18 protein-coding genes are annotated in these 21,091 nt (G+C 38.9%); 16 read left to right on the top strand and 2 right to left on the bottom strand.

Annotated features, from left to right (window positions below; genetic code table 11):
• Positions 1-101: 101 nt before the first annotated feature.
• The 5 genes from yjeM (at position 102) to THEXY_RS12440 (ending at position 3,933) form a co-directional block, all read left to right on the top strand.
• A complete protein-coding gene (gene yjeM, locus THEXY_RS11040; protein ID WP_013788919.1) occupies positions 102-1,616 on the top strand; it encodes a glutamate/gamma-aminobutyrate family transporter YjeM in 1,515 nt (504 codons plus the stop codon).
• 94 nt (positions 1,617-1,710) lie between these two features.
• Positions 1,711-3,105 (top strand): dipeptidase PepV, encoded by a 1,395-nt coding sequence (gene pepV, locus THEXY_RS11035; protein ID WP_013788918.1) that lies wholly within the window; start codon positions 1,711-1,713, stop codon positions 3,103-3,105.
• Between the two features lie 110 nt (positions 3,106-3,215).
• Positions 3,216-3,440 (top strand): DUF1659 domain-containing protein, encoded by a 225-nt coding sequence (locus THEXY_RS11030; protein WP_013788917.1) that lies wholly within the window; start codon positions 3,216-3,218, stop codon positions 3,438-3,440.
• A 38-nt stretch (positions 3,441-3,478) separates the two neighbouring features.
• On the top strand, positions 3,479-3,697 hold the full coding sequence (locus THEXY_RS11025) for a DUF2922 domain-containing protein (protein ID WP_013788916.1): 219 nt from the start codon (positions 3,479-3,481) through the stop codon (positions 3,695-3,697).
• Between the two features lie 92 nt (positions 3,698-3,789).
• The gene (locus THEXY_RS12440) at positions 3,790-3,933 is read left to right on the top strand and encodes a YvrJ family protein (protein WP_013788915.1); all 144 of its coding nucleotides are present in this window, start codon (positions 3,790-3,792) and stop codon (positions 3,931-3,933) included.
• Between the two features lie 20 nt (positions 3,934-3,953).
• Here the strand turns inward: THEXY_RS12440 and THEXY_RS11020 are convergent, their stop codons facing one another.
• A complete protein-coding gene (locus THEXY_RS11020) occupies positions 3,954-4,244 on the bottom strand; it encodes an MTH1187 family thiamine-binding protein (RefSeq protein ID WP_013788914.1) in 291 nt (96 codons plus the stop codon).
• Positions 4,245-4,663: 419 nt separating this feature from the next.
• Between THEXY_RS11020 and THEXY_RS11015 the strand changes: the two genes are divergently transcribed.
• From THEXY_RS11015 to THEXY_RS10970, 10 genes are all read left to right on the top strand, one after another.
• Positions 4,664-9,916: an IPT/TIG domain-containing protein gene (locus THEXY_RS11015; RefSeq protein WP_013788913.1), complete on the top strand. Its 5,253-nt coding sequence runs from the start codon at positions 4,664-4,666 to the stop codon at positions 9,914-9,916.
• 13 nt (positions 9,917-9,929) lie between these two features.
• The gene (locus THEXY_RS11010) at positions 9,930-12,425 is read left to right on the top strand and encodes an S-layer homology domain-containing protein (protein ID WP_013788912.1); all 2,496 of its coding nucleotides are present in this window, start codon (positions 9,930-9,932) and stop codon (positions 12,423-12,425) included.
• A 15-nt stretch (positions 12,426-12,440) separates the two neighbouring features.
• Positions 12,441-13,901: an S-layer homology domain-containing protein gene (locus tag THEXY_RS11005; protein ID WP_013788911.1), complete on the top strand. Its 1,461-nt coding sequence runs from the start codon at positions 12,441-12,443 to the stop codon at positions 13,899-13,901.
• Between the two features lie 57 nt (positions 13,902-13,958).
• Entirely contained in the window at positions 13,959-15,026 is a 1,068-nt protein-coding gene (gene spoIID, locus THEXY_RS11000) for a stage II sporulation protein D (RefSeq protein ID WP_013788910.1), read from the top strand.
• A 79-nt stretch (positions 15,027-15,105) separates the two neighbouring features.
• Positions 15,106-15,921, top strand: coding sequence for a M23 family metallopeptidase (locus THEXY_RS10995; RefSeq protein ID WP_013788909.1), 816 nt, complete (start codon positions 15,106-15,108; stop codon positions 15,919-15,921).
• 134 nt (positions 15,922-16,055) lie between these two features.
• Complete coding sequence (gene spoIIID, locus THEXY_RS10990) at positions 16,056-16,307, top strand: sporulation transcriptional regulator SpoIIID (protein ID WP_013788908.1); 252 nt, start codon at positions 16,056-16,058, stop codon at positions 16,305-16,307.
• Between the two features lie 129 nt (positions 16,308-16,436).
• A complete protein-coding gene (locus tag THEXY_RS10985) occupies positions 16,437-17,465 on the top strand; it encodes a rod shape-determining protein (RefSeq protein ID WP_013788907.1) in 1,029 nt (342 codons plus the stop codon).
• Positions 17,466-17,477: 12 nt separating this feature from the next.
• Positions 17,478-18,224, top strand: coding sequence for a flagellar basal-body rod protein FlgF (flgF, locus tag THEXY_RS10980; protein ID WP_013788906.1), 747 nt, complete (start codon positions 17,478-17,480; stop codon positions 18,222-18,224).
• A gap of 15 nt (positions 18,225-18,239) precedes the next feature.
• Positions 18,240-19,040 (top strand): flagellar basal-body rod protein FlgG, encoded by an 801-nt coding sequence (gene flgG, locus THEXY_RS10975; RefSeq protein WP_013788905.1) that lies wholly within the window; start codon positions 18,240-18,242, stop codon positions 19,038-19,040.
• 25 nt (positions 19,041-19,065) lie between these two features.
• On the top strand, positions 19,066-19,407 hold the full coding sequence (locus tag THEXY_RS10970) for a rod-binding protein (RefSeq protein ID WP_013788904.1): 342 nt from the start codon (positions 19,066-19,068) through the stop codon (positions 19,405-19,407).
• Between the two features lie 52 nt (positions 19,408-19,459).
• Here THEXY_RS10970 and THEXY_RS10965 read toward each other — a convergent pair whose 3' ends face one another.
• The gene (locus THEXY_RS10965; RefSeq protein ID WP_041592135.1) at positions 19,460-19,957 is read right to left on the bottom strand and encodes an ABC transporter ATP-binding protein; all 498 of its coding nucleotides are present in this window, start codon (positions 19,955-19,957) and stop codon (positions 19,460-19,462) included.
• A 188-nt stretch (positions 19,958-20,145) separates the two neighbouring features.
• Between THEXY_RS10965 and THEXY_RS10960 the strand changes: the two genes are divergently transcribed.
• Positions 20,146-20,967 carry a DDE transposase family protein gene (locus tag THEXY_RS10960; protein ID WP_013788903.1) on the top strand — a complete coding sequence of 274 codons (822 nt, stop codon included), beginning with the start codon at positions 20,146-20,148 and terminating at the stop codon, positions 20,965-20,967.
• Positions 20,968-21,091 lie beyond the last annotated feature (124 nt).

Here is a 21,091-nt window from a genome sequence, read left to right as displayed (position 1 = left end):
TGAGAAATGCTGGAAAATGCTTAAATATTGCAAAAATCGCAAGTTTAAATTATAATAAATGTATTAAAATAATTTAATAATTAAACAAAAGGAGGAATCAGATGACAACAAAAGAAAATGCTAGAAAGAAGTTATCCCAATTATCATTGATTTTAATGATATTTACATCTGTCTTTGGCTTTACAAACATGCCAAGATCTTTCTACCTTATGGGATATGGCGCTATTCCATGGTATATTTTATCAGGCATCACGTTTTTCATCCCATTTGCATTTATGATGGCTGAGTATGGTGCTGCTTTTAAAGAAGAAAGCGGCGGTATATATACATGGATGGAGAAATCCGTAGGACCGCTTTTTGCATTTACAGGCACTTTTATGTGGTATGCATCGTATGTTGTATGGCTTGTAAACATATGCTCGACGATTTGGATTCCACTTTCGAATGCCATATTTGGAAGCGACAAGACATCTGAGCTTCACTTTTTAGGGCTTAATTCAACTCAGACGCTGGGAATGCTGGGAATAATCCTTATCATCGTCATAACTTTTGTGGCCAGCAAAGGTCTAAGCGGTGTCTCGAAAGTAGCTTCTGTAGGTGGCACGGCTGTACTTTTGCTAAACGTTGTTTTGTTAGTTGGCTCTTTGATAGTGTTTATTGCTACAGGCGGGAAATTTAAAGAGCCGATTACGGGAATTAGCTCGTTTGTGGCATCGCCAAACCCTTCCTATGCAACACCGCTATCTGTCTTGTCATTTGTGGTATTTGCAATTTTTGCATACGGTGGCACAGAAGTAGTGGGCGGTGTCGTAGATCAGACGGAAAATGCTGAAAAGACGTTCCCGAGAGGCATGATGATAGCTGCTTCAATAATAGCTGTGGGTTATTCGCTTGGTATTTTCTTAATCGGTATTTTTACAAACTGGAAAGATGTTTTATCTTCTGACAAGATAAACTTAGCCAATGTGGCGTACGTGATAATGAATAATCTTGGTTATCAGTTGGGGACAAGTTTAGGCATGGGTCAAGCAGCATCCGTATCACTGGGAAATTGGGTTGCCAGGATCGTAGGCATATCCATGTTTTTAGCGCTTACAGGAGCGTTTTTCACGCTTGCTTATGCACCGCTTAAACAGCTTGTAGAAGGTACTCCGAAAGAACTATGGCCTTCCAACATAGGTTATGTTGAAGATGGAATACCAAAAGTGGCTATATGGGTTCAGTGCGGCATCGTGGTGGCTATGATATTTTTGGTGTCATTTGGCGGAGATATCGCGAAGGTATTCTTCACAAGGCTTGTTTTGATGGCTAATGTTGCCATGACACTGCCTTATATGTTCTTAATCATCGCATATCCTTATTTTAAAGGCAAAAGCAGCATAAAGAAAGGATATCAAGTGTTTAAAAGCAAAGGAATGGTGATGACTGTCACTATTTTAAGTGCAGCTACGGTAGGTTTTGCAAATTTCTTCACCATTATAGAGCCTATGACATCAGGTGACTACACGTCTACTATATGGATGATAATTGGGCCTGTATTTTTCTCAGCAACAGCGCTTCTTCTTTACAGAAGGTATGCAAATAAATATTTACGGGCTTTAAGGGATGACGAATAACTTTTGAGGCAATGCGAGTTTAACTCGTATTGCTTTATTTCTTTTTAAAAAGGGACTATAATGTAATTAAAGTAAATAAATAGGAGGGCTTTTTATGGTATTAGATCAATATGTAAATGCTTTAAAAGACGACTTAATCAAGTCGACGCAGGAAATCATCAAGATAAAAAGCACTGAGGGGGACATGAAGCCGGGGATGCCTTATGGCGAAGGAGTCGCAAAGGCGTTGGAATTAGCTTTAGACATAGCTAAAAGATTGGGCTTCAAGACGAAAAATGTAGACGGATATGTAGGATATGCAGAATACGGTGAAGGCGATGAGATAGTAGGCGTCTTAGGGCATCTGGATGTAGTGCCTGAAGGGGACGGCTGGGATTATCCACCTTATGGAGCCGAAATCCATGATGGCAAGATATACGGCAGGGGGGCAACAGACGATAAAGGACCTATAATGGCTGCTCTTTACGCATTAAAAGCCATTAAAGATTCTGGGCTTAAATTAAACAAGAGGGTAAGGATACTTTTTGGCACAAATGAAGAGACAGGCTCTAAAGAAATAGAGTATTACCTTAAACACGATGAATCACCATCAATCGGTTTTACACCAGATGCCAATTACCCAGTCATATACGCAGAAAAAGGCATCACCATGTTTGAGGTAGTAAAAGATTTTGAAAAGAAGTCTAAAGATATGGTTATTAAGTATATAAAAGGTGGCAATAGACCTAATATGGTTTCAGACTACTGTGAATGCGGTATTTATGTGAAAGATGAAGACAAAAGAAAAGCTCTTCGTGATGAGGTTAAGAGGTTTAAGGATGTTTCAGGCTTTGATTTAGATAGCGAAGTAGAAGACGACATGCTTATAGTAAAATCCCGCGGCGTATCAGCTCATGGCAGTCTTCCACATCTTGGGAAGAATGCGATAATGCAGCTTTTGATGTTTTTAAATGTCATATATCAAGATGAAGACGATGTGAAAGATTTCATAGACTTTTTTGCGAAAAATGTCGGACTTGAGACAGATGGCAAGACATTTGGAGTTTACCTAAAGGATGATACAGGAGAGCTTTCGTTTAACGTAGGAACTATCAATTTTGACGAGGAGAGAGGCTCAATAGGTTTAAATATAAGGTATCCTGTAACTTATAAGTACGAGGATCTGATGAATCCATTTAATGCGAAAATAAGTGAACACGGCATGAGATTTGAAAACATGATGCATCAGCCGCCGCTTTATTTTCCTAAAGATCACATCCTCGTAAAGACTCTTATGAAAGTCTATGAGGATGTGACTGGAAGGAAAGATGAGCCATTGTCGATTGGCGGTGGAACGTACGCCAAAGAGATGAAAAACATGGTGGCATTTGGGCCGATTTTTCCAGGCAAACCAGATCTTGACCATCAGGCAAATGAGTACATTGAGATAGACGATCTCGTCTTAAATGCCAAGATATACGCCCGTGCCATATACGAGCTGGCAAAGTAAATACATTAAAAACAGGAACTTATCTTTATGATAATTTCCTGTTTTTTTATGGGTAAGATTTTTTCGCTTTTTCTATATTATAAGTGTAAAAACTAAAAGGAGGTGTTAAAATGGCGGTTATATCTACACCACAAGGCTCAAGGATTTCCATATCATACATCACTGGAAAAGACGAAAGAGGTGTCGACGTCATAAGAAGCAGGACATACAACAACATTAAAAGTTCTGCCCTTGATCAGGATGTGATGGATGTGGCATCAGTTTTAAGCGGACTTCAAACATATCCTGTGAAGTCTGTGACCCGCATAAACCAAGTAGATCTGGCTCAGCAGTAATAATTTAAGATGATTATGGAAGAAGGGAGGGTATAGAAGTGGCGGTACAGCTTCAGATGAACTTTAAAAATAAGCTTGGCAGTAATTTCAGAATAAATGTGGATAACGCACTTGAAACGCTTACTGATAGCCAAGTTAAAGCAGCTATGGATACTATAATTTCAAAAAACATATTTGACACAAATGGCGGTGAACTGGTAGAAGCAGTTAGCGCCAGCCTTGTATCCACAACCGAAAAAGAATTTGCAGTCAAATAATACGGCGGGGGCAACCCCGCTTTTAAATTTATTGAACAGTGCCATAGCTTTTATGCAAGAATGGCATTGTAAATATGTAAAGGAGGGTTATCATGAATGAGATTTTTACAGGTATCGCCAATCTTGGGTTTCCAATAGTAGTAAGCATTTACCTTTTAGTTAGAATCGAAGGTAAATTAGATAGCCTGACCAATTCTATAAACGAGTTGACAAAAGCCATAACAAAGATAGAATAAGCGCAGAAGCGCTTATTCTATCAACTGATTACTTCACTTACCCTCTTTTCCATATTATCAGGCTTATCCCGCCTTTCATCGATCATGATGTTTGTCACTACCCTCATTGCTCCATCTTTAAATGGTATGTTGTGGATTTCTTCTGCTACTTTCATAAGTTCTCCTGTATTTCCTTCAATGACTGTCGATGTAGGTGTAACAGTGTATTTGAGGCCTCTCGTGTTTAAAAGTTCTACTGCCTCTTGTACAAAACTTGAGTAAGAAGCGCTACCTGTTCCAACAGGGACAAAATTTATTTCCAATATTGGCATTTGAATACCTCCTTTGTCAGTTTGCTATATTGAATTATCTTGTAGAATATTAATATATTTTGTCGAAAAAGATTTTTTTATCCGTTTTTATAAAATGCTGAAAATAAGCCGATTTGAAGAAAAAATTACAAATAAATGATTAAATTTTGGATTAATTGGGTCTTAAGACCTATTTATTTCGACAAATTGTTGTAATATAATAGAACATGTAAGAATGATTCCCCTTTTCCCCATAATTAATTTATATTCTGCACCCCCAACCCAATATGGTGTGCTGCATTTATTGCAGCGTTTTTTTTATGCTTTTAACTATAAAATTTCAAAGAAAAGTGTCGATATAAATATTGGATTATATAGTTTTTCATTTGCATTCATAGAACTATTTAAATAAAGTATTTGATGAAATGAGGGTATGTGGGATGAAGAGATTTGTGTCGCTATTGTTGATATTTGTCATTTTGTTTTCGTTTTTCCCAGGAAATATGTCGAAAGCTTATGCTTCAAATCCACCTAATATAACTTCTGTCGAGTCATTGCGCTATGATGGCACTATGGCGTCACCTGCCAAAGGACCTTATGATACATCCACAGCTATAGAGATAGATGGCAGTGCTTTTATGACATTTGACAGCTCAGGAAACATGACATCTCAAATTGATGCGGTTTACATCGATTCTATTTCGGACAACACGAAGCTTACCATACTTAGTGTAAATGAAAGCAAGATATACGCAAAGGTTCCTACAATGAGTGCTGCAGGCCTTTTATTGAACAAGCCGTATATGATTATCGCCCATAGAAGCGATGGGCAAAGTGCAGCTATACCTAACGGATTCACATACATCGACAATCCTAATATACAAAGTGCAGCATTGGATAATTATAAGACTGTGACGAGAGATTCCAGTGGCAATGTGACAGGTATATCGCAGCCACAGTCGTACATAAGAATGGAAGGCAGCAATTTAAGCGATATAGCTGTAGGGAATATAAACGGTGAGACGTCAAATGTGGTGTCCCAAAGCGGCTCTGTCTTGATTTCAGATATACCTTCCAGCATAAGGATCGATCCTTATACAACATACAATATCAACGTGACAAATATATACGGTGGTCAATCAAATACATACAGTACGAATTTATCTGCAGTCAATCAGGATATAACAAGCTTATCAAAGTATACAGCCATTGTAGGCGATACTATAACGATATATGGTCATGGGTTTTCTACGCTTGGCAGTGGCATGAGAGTTTACGTTGGGGAAAACCTTGTAAATAGCGGCAATGTTACGGTGGTAAGTGATACCGAGATGAGTGTAGTAGTGCCTGCTCCAAAGGATACCACATTGCCATATCAAAACATCGATATCATTGCATCAAATGGTGCAACAGTCACATTGGTAAATGCACTTCAAATAATTCCTACACCATCAATCATAACGATTGACAGCATAACGCCTAATGCAGGCACAGTGTCTGGCGGCACGAAGGTCATCATAGTCGGCCAAAATTTGAGGCAAGATCTTATAGTGAAATTTGGTGGTGTTCAAGGGCAAAACGTTCAAATGGTAAGTTTGCCTGGCCTTACAGACAACATGGATGCCATACAGGTTACAACACCTCCTTATTCAAAATCTGGACCTGTGAATGTAGACATAGTAGACCCTATTACAGGGTACACTGTAACAGAGCAAAACGGATACTTCTACCTTGCTGTTCAAGACAGCCTTGTGGCTATAGACATGAATCCATACAGTGGATATGAAAATGGCAGTACAGATGTGACTATCTGGGGCTACAACTTCCAAAGAAGTGACGATCCATCCACATATACCGCAAATCCAGACAATACGGAGATAACATACACTAATAGCAGCTATACATATACAGATCCTGTGACAGGGCAAAATGTAGTAGGTACGAGAGTAAGGAAGCTTTATGTGACATTTGGTGGTAATAAAGCTGTGATAGAAGGTGTTTCTGCGCCATCTGGAGGACAGGAGATTTTGAAAGTATTATCTCCCAGCATTACTTTAAACCCGCCAGGACAGCCCATGTCTGTGGATGTAGTAGTGACAGTGGAGACAACGATTATGGATTCAAATGGAAATGTCGTTATGCAGTACTCCGAGCAAAGCTCGCCGGCTAATAAGTTTACGTACAATCCGCTTCCTTCAAATCCTCAAATATTAAGCATATCTCCTAATAGCGGTAGTAGAGCAGGCGGTGATACTGTCACAATACAAGGATTTGATATAAGACCAGGCGTCAGCGTGTATTTTGGAGGTGTCTTGGCTACTGTAAAAGACTTGACTATTGATTCCAGCAATAGGTCAATAGTGACTGTCATAACGCCCAAAAGCAGTGCCCTTGGATATGTAGATGTGGAAGTCGTAAATAAAGATGCGGATCAAAACCGTGGATTTACGACGATGACAAATGGCTATTACTACTATACTGCACCTACTATCACAAATGTGTTTACAAATTTTGGCTCTAAGTACGGAGGAAATTTAATAACAATAACAGGGACAGATTTCTATGTTGGACAAACTGTGCAAAATGGTGTATATGTCCCTGTGTACCCTATGGTAACTATAAGAAATATAAATTTACAAGTAATAAGCGTTGTGGACAATAGTGGCAACATCATAGATGGCAAGAAGTTAAACATAGGCACACAGATAAAAGCGATAGTGCCTGTTACGACAAGTCCTTATCCGGTAGGATGGCAGGATGTGACGGTTACCAACTACGATGGGGTAAATGGCTCGGCAGGCGGCACAGTCACACTTAAAAACGGGTTTGAAATAAAAGATACACAGAAGACTCCCACGATTACTTCTGTCAATCCTAATAAAGGCCCCACAAAGGGTGGTACACAGATTACTATTACAGGCAGCAATTTTGAGACAGGAAGTATTGTCACCATAGATGGCGTACAAGCTAATGTGAAAAGTGTCACATCAGGGAATACTGTAATAAATGCTGTTACACCTGCAGGTACATTGGGGCAAAAGATAGTGCAGGTTATCAATCCATCAGATGGCGGTACGGCATCATTGAAGGATGGATTTGAATACTTGCTTATTGAGACAAACCCAAAAATAACCAGCGTGTCTCCCAATTACGGTGGAAAAGGTACTCTTGTGTACATCTTTGGCAGTGATTTTTCGAGAAAAATAGGCGACAGCGAAGGTGCAACAGTTTATATAGGCAATACGGTTATGGACGATGTGTACGTAATAGATCAGAATACTATAACCGCAGTTGTGCCAGATATGCAGTACACAGGACTGTATGACATAACAGTAGTAAATCCTGATACGGCTACAGCAAAATCCCCACAGAAGTTCCACTACCTTGTTCCTGAATCAAATCCCGTCATAACGTCGATAACGCCAGATCAAGGCACTGTAAACGGCGGTACGGCAATAACAATAACAGGAAGCGATTTTAGGCGTGGAGCACAAGTCTATATCGGTGGACAACTTGCCACGAACATTACTGTAAGTTCTGACGGCACCACCATACAGGCTATGACGCCGCCAGGAAATCCGGGAATGACTTACGTCACAGTTATAAACTACGATGGTGGCAACTACACCTATGGACTTCACAGTGGTGAAGCAGGGTTTACTTACGTCGTCCCAAACAGCTTGCCTGTCATAACGAAGATAGATCCAAATACAGGTTCTACGTATGGCGGTGACACCATCACCATAACAGGGCAAGATTTTAGGATAGCAAAAGACCAAAATGGCAATATCCTAAAAGACAGCGATGGCAATCCTATAGGACCTGATGTGTACTTTGGCAATGTGAAAGCCACAAAGGTAATATACGTAGACTATGGAACGTTGAAGGTTGTGACGCCTCCCAATGTGCCGGGGCCTGTAAGGGTATCTGTCGTAAACTACGACACAGGCATAGGATATCTTGACAATGGCTTTACGTACGTTCAATCTAAACCTACAATAAGCGGTATTGTACCACCAAAAGTCAACGTAAATGGTACGACGCACGTCATTGTCGTAGGCTCTAATTTTGCTGTACCTATATATGACGGTAACACTCTTGTAAGACCCGGCTCTAAAGTCTACATTGATGATGTAGAAGTGACAAATGTCACTGTAGTAAGCGGCAGTGAGATAAAATTTGTAGCACCAGCGATGAGCGATATAGGTATAAAGACATTAAAGATTGTAAATCCGGATGGTGGTATGGTTACAGCAAACATCGAGTATGTTTCACCTGTTTCAAATCCTGCCATAACTAAAGTAGATCCTTCTAAAGGAAGCATTGCAGGTGGTACAACTGTTACAATAACTGGCAGCGACTTTAGAAGCAATGTGTCGGTGTACTTTGAAGGCAATAAAGCCACGGTTGTATCAAGCAGTAGTACAGAAATAGTTGTCAAGACCCCGGCAGGCGATCCGAGTCTACTCAATGTGCCGATAGATGTCACGGTGTACAACGTAGATGACGGAGCAAGTACAACAATGCAAGGTGCATTTACTTATGTGAAGACAGGTGCAAACCCTGTTATAACATCTATAACTCCTAATACAGGATCTACAAGAGGAGGAGATACTGTAACGATTGTGGGTGACAATTTCAAAACGGGACTTCTCGTCTACTTTGGAGATGCATTGGCTCAGTCAGTGGTTGTCAATAATTACACCACTGTAACTGTAGTCACGCCACAGCATACCGCTGGAAAAGTAGATGTAAGGATATTGAACCCGGATTACGCAGATGCTGTGCTATCAGGCGGATTTACGTATGTTCAGACAGCGCCAGACAATCCATCTGGATTTTATGCCCAGACGATTTACGGAAATGATCACGCGATACATTTGTACTGGAATGCCGTAAATGGTGCAAATCTCTATGAGATATACGGCAAAAGAAGCATTGATACAAATTATTCCTTTATCGCATCAACAGATAAGTTGGAGTATTACGTTGATGGGCTAAGCCCAAATACTCTTTACAATTTTGAGTTAAGGCCTATTAATGATAAAGGCAATAGCGGCTTTGCTTATGCATCTGCATACACCGATTCTTCAACTAACTCAAAGTACGATACTGGTGTGCCGGATGTAATAGGCAATACAACTACAAATATATCAGGTAATGTAGTCTATATAACGCTTGGAAATGATGCTGCAAGTTCCAGCGCATACACAGTAGATTTGACTGGATACAAATACAAAGATACAAACACATGGGTTTTAAATATCCCAAAAAGCTTTAGCGGCAAAAGTGGAAGCATTGTTGTAAGGACTCCAAATTTCAGCATAAATTTTTCACCTCAGGCTTTAAACTTGACATCTAATATAGATAGGATCACAGTCAAATTGCTTGATGGTAAAGTGATAGATGATTTAAACAAAAGCCTTGGAAAATCCAGTACAATTGTATCTGATGTGTATCAGATAAATTACGATGAGATAAATGGAAGCATTGTGACACACATGGCTAACTTTAAACAAGCTGTAAATGTAGCGATGAATTATTACAGCAACAGAGCAAAAAATAGTTCATTGTCACTAAAAAATTTTGATGGTATAACGACTTACTACCAATATGTAGATCCTGTTTTGCATTACGTCTCAGGGTATGTTTTATACACTGGAAGGTATGCTGTAGTTGATTCTAATTTATGATGAGGTATGTGCTATGAAGAGGCTAATTAAAATAATCACTGTGGTTTCAATTTTATCCATTTTGCTGTTTGCTTCCGTTTACGGTTCAACGGTTTATTCCGGTGTAAACAATGCATCAGCAATATTTGCGAACATGACTTACAATGATATAGGCAATAGCTTTGCAAAAAGCGATATAATGAGGATGACAGCCTTGGCAGTCATAAGAGGCAATGGAGATGGACTTTATTATCCTGCAAGTTATTTAAAAAGAGAAGAAGCACTTGCCATGATACTAAGGCTCATGGGGAAAGAGAAAGACGTGCAAGTGGCTCAAAACAGCGCATCTGGTGGAGCACCAGGTGCTGCTGGTACTGCTTCCAGCGGTACAGTGGATAGCTGGGCACAAGGTGTAATAACCGTTGCTAAAAATACAGGGCTTCTGTCAAAGCAGGAGCAGTCATTGGATTTTACGAAAAACGCCACGAGGCAGGAGATAGCCAACTGGATTGCTAAAGGTATAAATCTGACGCCTGTTTATGGGAAAGATGCACAGTACGTCTATTCGTACAAAGATAGCAGCCTATTCGATGCAGATAAATTGCCGTACATAGAAGCGACGATTGAATCGAAAATAATGTCGGGATACACAAATGGCTATTTTGGGCCAAACGACTACATCACAAGGGAACAGATGGCAGCCGTATTAAGCAGGGCTTTTAATATTTCATATACAATGATGGGATACACAAAAGACATGGGCTATGTCGAAGACATACAAAAAGACAGCGTAAACGGCGGCACAAGGTACACATACGAAATTAAAAATGATAGTGGACAAGATATTGCATTGATTTCCGAAAATTCGCAAAGTGCAAATTACGACTTTGCAGTTTTGAAAAACGGTGTTGCAGGGTTATCTTCATTAATCACAAATGGCGACAGAATCACATATTACACAAATGGCAGCAATGTGGTATTTGCTGAAACAGAAAGTACATCTTCATATGTTTTAAGCGGTACAATCGATGCTGTTTGGCAAGGAAGTTTTAGGCTCATAGATGACAGTGGAAATAGCTATATAATATACTATAATAACAATACACAACTTACTATGAATTCTGTTGATGCATCTATAAGCGACTTAAAGTACGGGGAGACAGCTAAAGTCACTGTTTTTGGCAGTACAGCCACAAGAATAGATATCGTGTACACTGATTTAAGTGGAAATGGTCAGGTCAATCTTGGAGATAGGCAGGACAGCGGAAAAATAGCCGACATAGAGACAAATAGCAGTCAAGTTTCAATAACATTGGACAATGGAAATACGTATACGGCAAATGTTGATATGCCTGTTGAAGGTGGAAGTGGTTCACTAAGCGTAGGAGATTTGAAAGTCGGAGAGTATATAAAGCTTTATTTCAGCAGCATAAGCTCCAATACGCCTGATGAAGTGTTTTTAGAAGGGGACTACAACAAGGCTGTTGCAGTCATAAGAGGGACCATATCAGGAGTTTCTGGCTTTAACCCTAAAATACAGCTTAAGAATGTCCAAATTTATAGACAAGGCCAATGGAATACATCATCTGATTATTCCATGTACAGTCTTGATGGTGCATCAGTCTACCTTAATGGTCTAAAAATACCTGTAAGCGATATTAGCAAGTACAAAGGATATGATGCATATATAATGGTGGAAAACCATTATGGCACAGATACTGCAACACTTGTATCTATACAAAATGGATTTAATATGAGCTACGTTGGCAACATATCGTACGATGGAAATACTTTGACGGTGACTCTTAGCGACAATCGTCAGGTAAGCGTCAATGACGGCACTATCATATTGGATGATGGGCTTTTGGTGCCAAAAGACCAGTTGTCTAAGGTAAGTCAGGCTTACATTTCATTTGCAAGAGGTGGCGGGGCAAACTTCATATCAATATTGGATGCAAATGGTCCATCTGGATACTACTACGCCAAAGGAAATATTATAACCGTGACGTCAGATTCCATAACGCTTGGCAATTACTACTATTACAGTGGCAATGATTACGGCGATGAATCTTTAAGCAACAACGAATGGGTTGCCAATGGCGACGAAATTTTTTACGTCGGCGATGAAACATATATTGTAGATAATACTGGCAACAGCCCTTCAAACATACCGTACAGTCAATTTTTAAATCAGAAGTACAGCGGCTCTAAGTATTATTCTGCATACGTCGTTTCCAGCAATAATAATGCAATAGCTGTAAACTTAAGGCCTTTAGTTAGTACAGACAGGGTGACTAAAGCGGTATTAAGCAGCGTTAATGGCAATGTCTTGACTTTGGACAATGTGATGGATTGGAATGGACTCAACAACAATTGGGAGCTTAATACGTCTTTAGACTCTATAGATGTTACTAAGGCAGTCATAGTGAAGAACAACAAAGTAATATCTGTCAATGATTTAAATAGCGGAGATAGTCTCTACATAGTGAGAGATGGCGCTTCGGGGATAATAGTCACTGTACAGCAGTAAATGGGGAGATGCAGCATGAAGAAGATTATGATTATATTGATACTATTGTTTATGGTTATTCCAGTTTACGCCTTTGCCAACGACGCAGGGTATGAAGGTGGTATTGCCAATGAATATGAATACAAAGAAGTAGTGTTTATAACAGGCAGTCCTGTCGTATTTGATGGAAAACTTACCGTATCACAGTCTACAAGATCTGGAACTACCACGTCAACGTACAGGTATCAATTGTCATCAAGTGATGGTGGTAAGCTTACAAGGACATTGACATTTACTACTGTGGACACGCCAAAGGATCAGTACAATCAAGTTCAGTCAAATACCACTTTAAGCCGGTTTTCAGAGACCATAACAGAAGGCGGCAAAGTGTACAGGCTGTCATCTTATGATTTCAATGGCTCTGACATTAAATCGATAAACCCAGGTGTAGATTATTTTGCAGGCAATTTTGCAGGCAGAAAGGTGTACACCCTAAACAATAACGGCGGAACCATTGTTGTAGACATAACTGACAAAACGGTAGGGTATAGCCACGCTTACGGTAGTGTAAAGACACAGCAGATTAACTACACGATAGAAGGGAAAACCGTATCTAACAATACGAATATATCGTGGAGCGGCACTGCCAATGTGAATGTATCATTTACTGTAAGCTCTGACCTTCAGTACGTGACAAATGATCCTAACTACATAAGCTTTAGGGGCGGTTATCTTTTAAGTCAAGCTGGACAAGACGTCATGACGTACACATACGATTTGCCAGAGTTCGATGGAAGTGGTAATGTGATAGGAAGAAATACAGGATCAAGTAGCGCAAGTTTAGACGAAGTGCCGCAAGAAAAAAGGCTTGTGGTGCCGGATGTACGGGATATAAACGGCACATGGGGATATGACGATATATTGAAGCTTATGAGCATGGAGATTTTCCCGAATGATTCAAAATATTTTGGCCCCAAACTTCCTATAACGAGGACTGATTTTACAGTTGCAGTTGCAAAAGCCATAAATTTGGCACCTTATACTGTCCCGAAGATGACGGGCTACTCAAAGTCTAAAACTGCAGAAGTATCCCCGTTTGTAGATGTATCTACTTCTGACAGCAATTACGGCTACATAAAAGCAGCAAGTCAAGCTGGGCTTATATCAGGAACTGCGCCAAATCAGTTTAGCCCTGATAAGCCACTTACCAGGGCAGAAGCGGCAGTCATCTTCATAAGAGCACTAGGTCTTTCTAACCTTGCTCCATCGGGCAATTTCAATACAGGCTTTAAAGATGATTTTAGCATACCAGCGTGGGCTAAAAGAGATATTTACGTTGCAAATGAGATTGGATTATTAGAAGGTGATAGCTACGGCAACATAGATGCCAATGACACATTGACAAGGGAGGAAGCGGCAGCCATGATATCCCGCATGATAGACTTCATGATGAAGGATCTGACGGTTGATTATGTACAGAAGGTTATAAATTATTGATTCATAAATTTTTACCCCGACGCATATACTTTACTATCCTGTATTAAGGAGGATATAATGAAGCATATTGCGTACGGGGTTATTTTAATTGTCTTTGCGACTATTTTACTGCCAACTGTAATCGTCATAGGATTGGCGCCTGCAAGAAGTGTTGTATCCCATGGAAGCACTGTCAGGCTTATAAATAGTGGAGGACTTAAAGACATAAAGACCAATGTAGAAGAAGCACCTGCTGATTACAATACGATTAATGTGTTTGTGGTGGATGAAGACAAAAATGTAAAGATGAATCTGGAAGATTACCTTGTAGGTGTTGTGGCAGCAGAGATGCCAGCGGATTTTGAATTAGAAGCTTTAAAGGCTCAAGCAGTTGCTGCAAGGACGTATGCACTTTCGAAGGAATTATCTTTAGGTGGTAAAGGTTGCAATCTTCATCCAGGTAGCGATATATGCACAGATTCAAAGCACTGTCAGGCATGGATATCAGACGATGTAATGAAATCTCGATGGGGTGATAAGTACAATTTGTACCATGACAAGATAGTGAAAGCGGTAAATGACACGAAAGGTCTTGTGATAGTTTACAATGATGCACTTATAGATCCTGTATATCATGCCATAAGCGGTGGTGAGACGGAAGACGCCATTAACGTGTGGAAGGAGAACTTTCCTTATTTAAAAAGCGTGCCATCTCCAGGGGAAGAAGTGGCCCAGAAATTTAAGACGACTGTGACAGTATCATCAGAAGAATTTGTAAACCGCATAAAAAGCAAAACGCCTAAAGCTAATATAAGCACAAAAAATGTATTAGGATACATAAAAAACGTAAAAAGGACTGAAGCAGGACACGTTTTATCGCTGAACATAGGTGGCGTAGACTTTACAGGAACAGATATACAAGATCTATTCCAGCTAAATTCCACCAACTTTAGCTTTAGCATGAAAGGAAGCAACGTGGTGATAAATGTGATTGGATATGGACATGGTGTAGGAATGAGTCAATATGGTGCAAATGCAATGGCTGAGGATGGCAAAAACTTTGAAGATATATTGAAGCACTACTATACAGGTGTAGAAATAATGAAGATAGATAACCTTTTAAAATTAAAAAATGGAAAAGCTTAAGCTTACATAGATATCGTGAAACCTCCTTTGGTATAAATTAAATTATATTGGTTAAAATACCAAAAGGAGGTGAATTTTTGTGAAGATAAATAGAGACGATTTAGCAAGGTTTTTTGACAGAAAAGGATTCTACTTAATTTTGTTTTTGTGCATAGTTGTCGTAGCTGTTACTGCTGTCTATGTTACAGACAATAACTTAAAGAAGATGGCAGAGCTTAGTACAACGCAAAATACTGTGAAGACAGACTCCAGCACAAAGAATACTGTTTCGGAGTACCCTACTACTAAGAATAATAGCACGACAAAAGAAGAAAACAAGGTGAAAGTTGAAAACACAAATTCCACCAATGTATCATCGTCCTCGAAAACTAATGTATCAAATACAGCATCTAAGACAGTGGAGAACAAGCCGCAATCAAATAACGCTGTAAATACCATGTCAAACATCACTACAGCAAGTGCGGATACGAAGAGTCAAAGCAATGCTACGTTATCGCTGATAAAACCAGTCAATGGAGATGTGATAATGGAATTTGCTGTGACGAAGCTTACATATTCAAAGACTCTCGATGAATGGACAACCCACAAAGGAGTTGATTTAAAAGCGGATTTAGGCACTGATGTGGTGGCAGCAATGAACGGTATTGTGACAAAAGTGTACAACGATAGTAGGCTTGGAAACACTGTAGAGATAAAAAATGGTTCGTATATAACTCGCTATAGCAATCTTGAGGATGACGTCAGTGTGAAAGTGGGACAGGCAGTACAACAAGGAAGTGTCATAGGAAAAGTTGGAAATACTGCTAAGTTTGAAATTGCGGAAGATCCACATGTCCACTTCGAGTTACTAAAAGATGGAAATTATATAGACCCCATGCAATACTTCAGCAAATAAACAGTGTGTTTATTATCAGGATAACAGGGGAAAACCCTGTTATTTTTTTGCGTTGAAGCTTGTCATTTTATTCTATTGATACAATCCCCGCATATAAATATATTGAAAGGTCTATACTTAAGGGGGTTTTTGTATTGAAAGATTATATCGAAGAGAGGACATTGGAGATAGGGAAATATATAATAAAGAACAAATCGACTGTAAGAGAAGCTGCAAAAGTTTTTGGTGTTAGCAAAAGCACAGTTCATAAAGATGTAACAGAAAGACTTGAGAATATAAACCCTAAGCTCTACCAAGAAGTCAAAGAAGTATTGGAGAAAAATAAGGCTGAAAGACATATAAGAGGTGGCAATGCCACTAAAATAAAGTACAAGTCAGGAAAATAAAAATTTAATATTAAAAAGAGGAATTATGAAATATTTGTCGAATTTATTTATTAAATATTTATTTTTAAGTGTCGATAAAGAATATGGATGCCAATACAATGTCGAAAAACAGAAGAAAGGTGTGTTTAGATGTTTGCTTTATCAAAAGATATTGGAATTGACCTCGGCACGGCATCTGTACTTGTCTATATGAAGGATGAGGGGATCGTCTTAAACGAGCCATCTGTTGTGGCCATCGATAGAAATACAGGCAAAGTACTTGCAATAGGCGATGAGGCAAAAAGAATGGTAGGCAGGACGCCGGGGGATATTATAGCTGTCAGGCCAATGAGTGCTGGAGTGATTTCAGATTATGATATAACCGAAAAAATGCTAAGATATTTTATTCAAAAGGCCTGCGGCGGGGGAATTATAATGAGGCCCAGAATAATGATCTGCATACCCAGTGAGGTGACACAGGTTCAAAAGAGGGCTGTCATAGATGCTGCAGTACATGCAGGTGCCAGAAGAGCTTTTTTGATTGAGGAACCTATAGCTGCAGCTATAGGGGCAGGTCTTGACATAGAGAAGCCGTGTGGCAATATGGTAGTAGATATTGGGGGAGGCACCACTGATGTTGCTGTCATTTCTTTAGGTAACGCAGTGGTGTCTAAAAGCATTAAAGTTGCAGGAAATAATTTTGACAGCGCTATAATAAAGTACATAAGGAAAAAGTACAATATCATCATAGGTGATAGGACTGCTGAGGAAATAAAGATAAACATAGGTTCTGCTCTTAAAAAAGACAAGGAAGAGTATATGACTGTAAAGGGAAGAAGCCTTATATCGGGGCTTCCGAAAAGTTTCGATATAAGCTCAGATGAGGTTGCGGAAGCACTGGAAGAGCCGTTAGCTGATATCGTCGATCTGGTCCACAGCGTATTAGAAAAAACTCCGCCAGAATTAGCAGCAGACATATGCGATAGAGGTATAGTGCTTACTGGTGGGGGTTCGCTGCTGCATGGACTTGACAAATTGCTGGAGGAAAAGATGGATGTGCCAGTCGTACTGGCGAATGATCCAATATCATGTGTGGCTTTAGGTACGGGAAAGGCATTAGAGTCTTTGCCATTTATGGAAGACCACGAAACTGTCATTGATGCGTTTAAAATCAAGTGAGAAGGTGTTTGTATGCTAAGAGGTTTGTACACAGCATCATCAGGAATGATAGCACAGCAGAAGATAGTAGATGTGCTTTCAAATAACATCGCCAATGTAAATACCGCAGGCTACAAAAAGGACACTGTGACGACGATGGCTTTTCCTGATTATATGGTTACAAGAAACGGTGGCGACAATGTGCCCTACAATGGCAACATTGGTACTATGGATTACGGTGTTTTAGTTGAGACGTTTAACACCAATTTCTCTGAAGGTGACATTGAAAAGACCGATGGGAAGCTGGATTTTGCCATAGACGGTTCAGGATTTTTTACTGTAAGCACGCCAAGTGGCGTAAGGTACACGAGAGATGGTTCGTTTACTTTAAACAACAATGGGTATCTTGTGACAAAAGATGGATACTACGTTTTAGGGCAGAATGGCCCTATACAGCTTAATAACGGAGATATATCCGTTGATGAGTCTGGAAACATAAGCGTAAATGGGCAAGTTGTTGATAAGTTAAACATAGTGGATTTTGCAAATTACAATACACTCAGAAAAGAAGGCAACAACCTGTTTTTCACAACTGGTGGACAAGCTATACCTGCGACTTCAAAAGTAAAGCAGGGTTATTTAGAGGGTTCAAACGTAAATCCAGTAGATGAGATGGTGACTATGATAAGCGCAATGAGGACTTATGAGGCAAATCAAAAGTCAGTGTCTGCATTCGATGAAACACTTGATAAAAGTGTAAACGAAGTTGGAAAAGTATAAAAAGAGGTGGTATAAGTGATAAGAGCATTGTGGTCTGCTGCATCAGGCATGAATGCCCAGCAGCTTAATGTTGATGTGATTTCAAATAATCTTGCAAATGTAAATACGACTGCATTTAAGAGGGATAGGGCGGAATTTCAGGATCTTATATATCAGACGCTTCAGACTGAAGACGTAAATGGAGGACAGGGGAAACCTGTAAACATGCAGGTGGGAGTTGGTGTAAGGCCATCTGCCATTGTCAAAGACTTTAGCGAAGGAAGCCTGCAAGAGACAGATAATCCTTTAGATGTGGCGTTAGACGGAGAAGGATTTTTCGCAGTGTTAGGCCCTGATGGAAATACGTACTACACGAGAGATGGAAGCTTTAAGTTAAGCGTAGATCAAAACACTGCTACACTTACTACTGCTGATGGCTATCCTGTTTTAGACGACGGAGGAAATCCTATAACATTTGATAGTACCCAAAAGGATATATCCATATCACCTCTGGGAGTCATATCTGTGAAAAACTCTGATGGGACACAGCAGGATGTAGCGACTTTAGGTATCTACAATTTTCAAAATCCAGATGGACTTTTGGACAAAGGCGATAACCTTTATGAGGCAACAGCAGCATCTGGAGATCCTGGCACAAGAGATGATTTTCAGGGTAGAATGGGGAACGTCCGTCAAGGCTTTTTAGAAACTTCAAATGTGCAAGTGGTAAATGAGATGGTAAACATGATAGCAGCTCAAAGGGCTTATGAACTAAATTCAAAGGCTATTCAAGCAGCAGATGATATGCTTAGCATTGCCAACAATTTAAGGAGATAATATTTACAATTGGAGGAAGTTTTAAATGAACATAGATCCTGTAAGCAGTATAAATGAAGTAAATCAGGTGAATCAGCTTAATGTCAACACTAATACCGGCGATTTTCAAAAGGCGATACAAGATGCTTTAAACAATAAGGACAAGCAAAAGTTGAAAGAAGCGTGTATCGACTTGGAAGCCGTATTTGTAAATCAAATGCTTACTGAGATGAGAAATACTATACCAAAGGATCCGCTAACTGGTGATGACTTTGCTACAGATGTATTTACTACAATGATGTATGACAATTATTCACAGGAAATAGCGAAAAACTCAGGGCTTGGATTGGCAGATGAAATGTACAACCAATTGTCAAAGAAGATATGACAAAGAAGATGCAGCATTGAACTGCATCTTCTTAATTAATAAGTCCTAATCGCTATACCGCAAATTTAATTTGTGAAACTTGAAGATCATAATATTTACCATGCTTTGCCATTAGTTCTTCATGTGTTCCTTCTTCAACAATATTCCCATCTTCTACTACAAAGATTCTATCGGCATTTCTTATTGTTGAAAGTCTGTGAGCTATTACAAATGAAGTTCTTCCTTTAAGTAACTCTTCCAATGCCATTTGAACTAGTATCTCTGTATGTGTATCTATACTAGACGTAGCTTCATCCAGTATTATTATTGCAGGATTTTTAAGCAATGTGCGAGCGAAAGATATAAGCTGCCTTTGACCTACAGACAACCTTGAACCTCTTTCATTAACTTGTGTATAATAACCATCTTTCAATTGAGTTATAAATTCATCAGCATGTACTGCTTTAGCTGCTGCTATAACTTCTTCATATGTGGCGTCAGGCTTTCCATATTTAATATTGTCGTATATTGTGCCAGCAAAAATAAATGTGTCTTGTAAAACTATACCCATTCAGAGATTTCGCATTTAAAAATTTATAGAGTGATAAACACGTTGATTTATATAATTTAACTAAGAGCAGCTAGAAATATGTGATTTTCCGTTTTTTACTGGAAATTGAAAGAAAAAAATTTGCAAAATAAAAGCATCCTTTCTATAATATGTTTTGCGAAAACCTAAATAGAAAGGATGCTGATAAAATGAACAAAAGTTATTTAAAACAAATGCTTATTTACTTCTCTAAGATATACCATCTTGGAGAAAAAATCAATACCCTAAAAGATAAAAGAGCAAAATCTTCAGTAAAAATTTCAACAGTTACCTTTGTAGTATTATTTGGATTTATGCTTCAAATAAGGAGTTTTAATAGGTTGGAACATTGGCTTAAAAAAGGTAAATTTAAAAAAGTATTACCTAAAAAGACTAAAATTCCTCGTATTGACACTATTAGGCGTGTTTTAAGTAATTTTGATTTAGATGGCTTAAATGAACTTAATAATAGTATAATCAAGACAAGTACAAAAAATAAGGTTTTTAGAAAAGGAACTATAGATGGACTAAAAGTTGTTGCAATAGATGGTGTAGAGTTATTTGAAAGCACTAATAAGTGCTGTGATAATTGTCTTACACGAGTCCAAAAGGACGGGATTACTCATTACTTTCATAGGTCAGTAATATGTGCATCTGTAGGTTCTGATCCACATCTTATCATAGGTCAGGAAATGCTTGAACCAAAAAGAGATGCTTCAGATAAAGACGAAGGAGAAATCACAGCAGGCAAGCGTCTAATTAGAAAATTGCATAAAGAATTTCATCATTTTGCAGACATTATAGTAGCTGATGCATTATATTGCAAATCTACTTGGATTAAAGAAGTATTATCAATAGGGATGGATGCAGTAGTAAGGGTTAAAGATGAAAGACTTAATATAGTTAAGGATGCACTTGGTTTATTCAAGTGTCGAGAAGCAGATAAAGAATGGACTGTTAAGAAAAAAAGTAACCAGAGATTTCGCATTTAAAAAATTATAGAGTGATAAACACGTTGATTTATATAATTTAACTAAGAGCAGCTAGAAATATGTGATTTTCCGTTTTTTACTGGAAATTGAAAGAAAAAAATTTGCAAAATAAAAGCATCCTTTC

Origin of the sequence: Thermoanaerobacterium xylanolyticum LX-11 (assembly GCF_000189775.2) — a bacterium.
Classification (GTDB): domain Bacteria; phylum Bacillota; class Thermoanaerobacteria; order Thermoanaerobacterales; family Thermoanaerobacteraceae; genus Thermoanaerobacterium; species Thermoanaerobacterium thermosulfurigenes.
The sequence above is the reverse complement of the archived record's forward strand: the minus strand, read 5'-3'. Positions and strand labels throughout refer to the sequence as shown.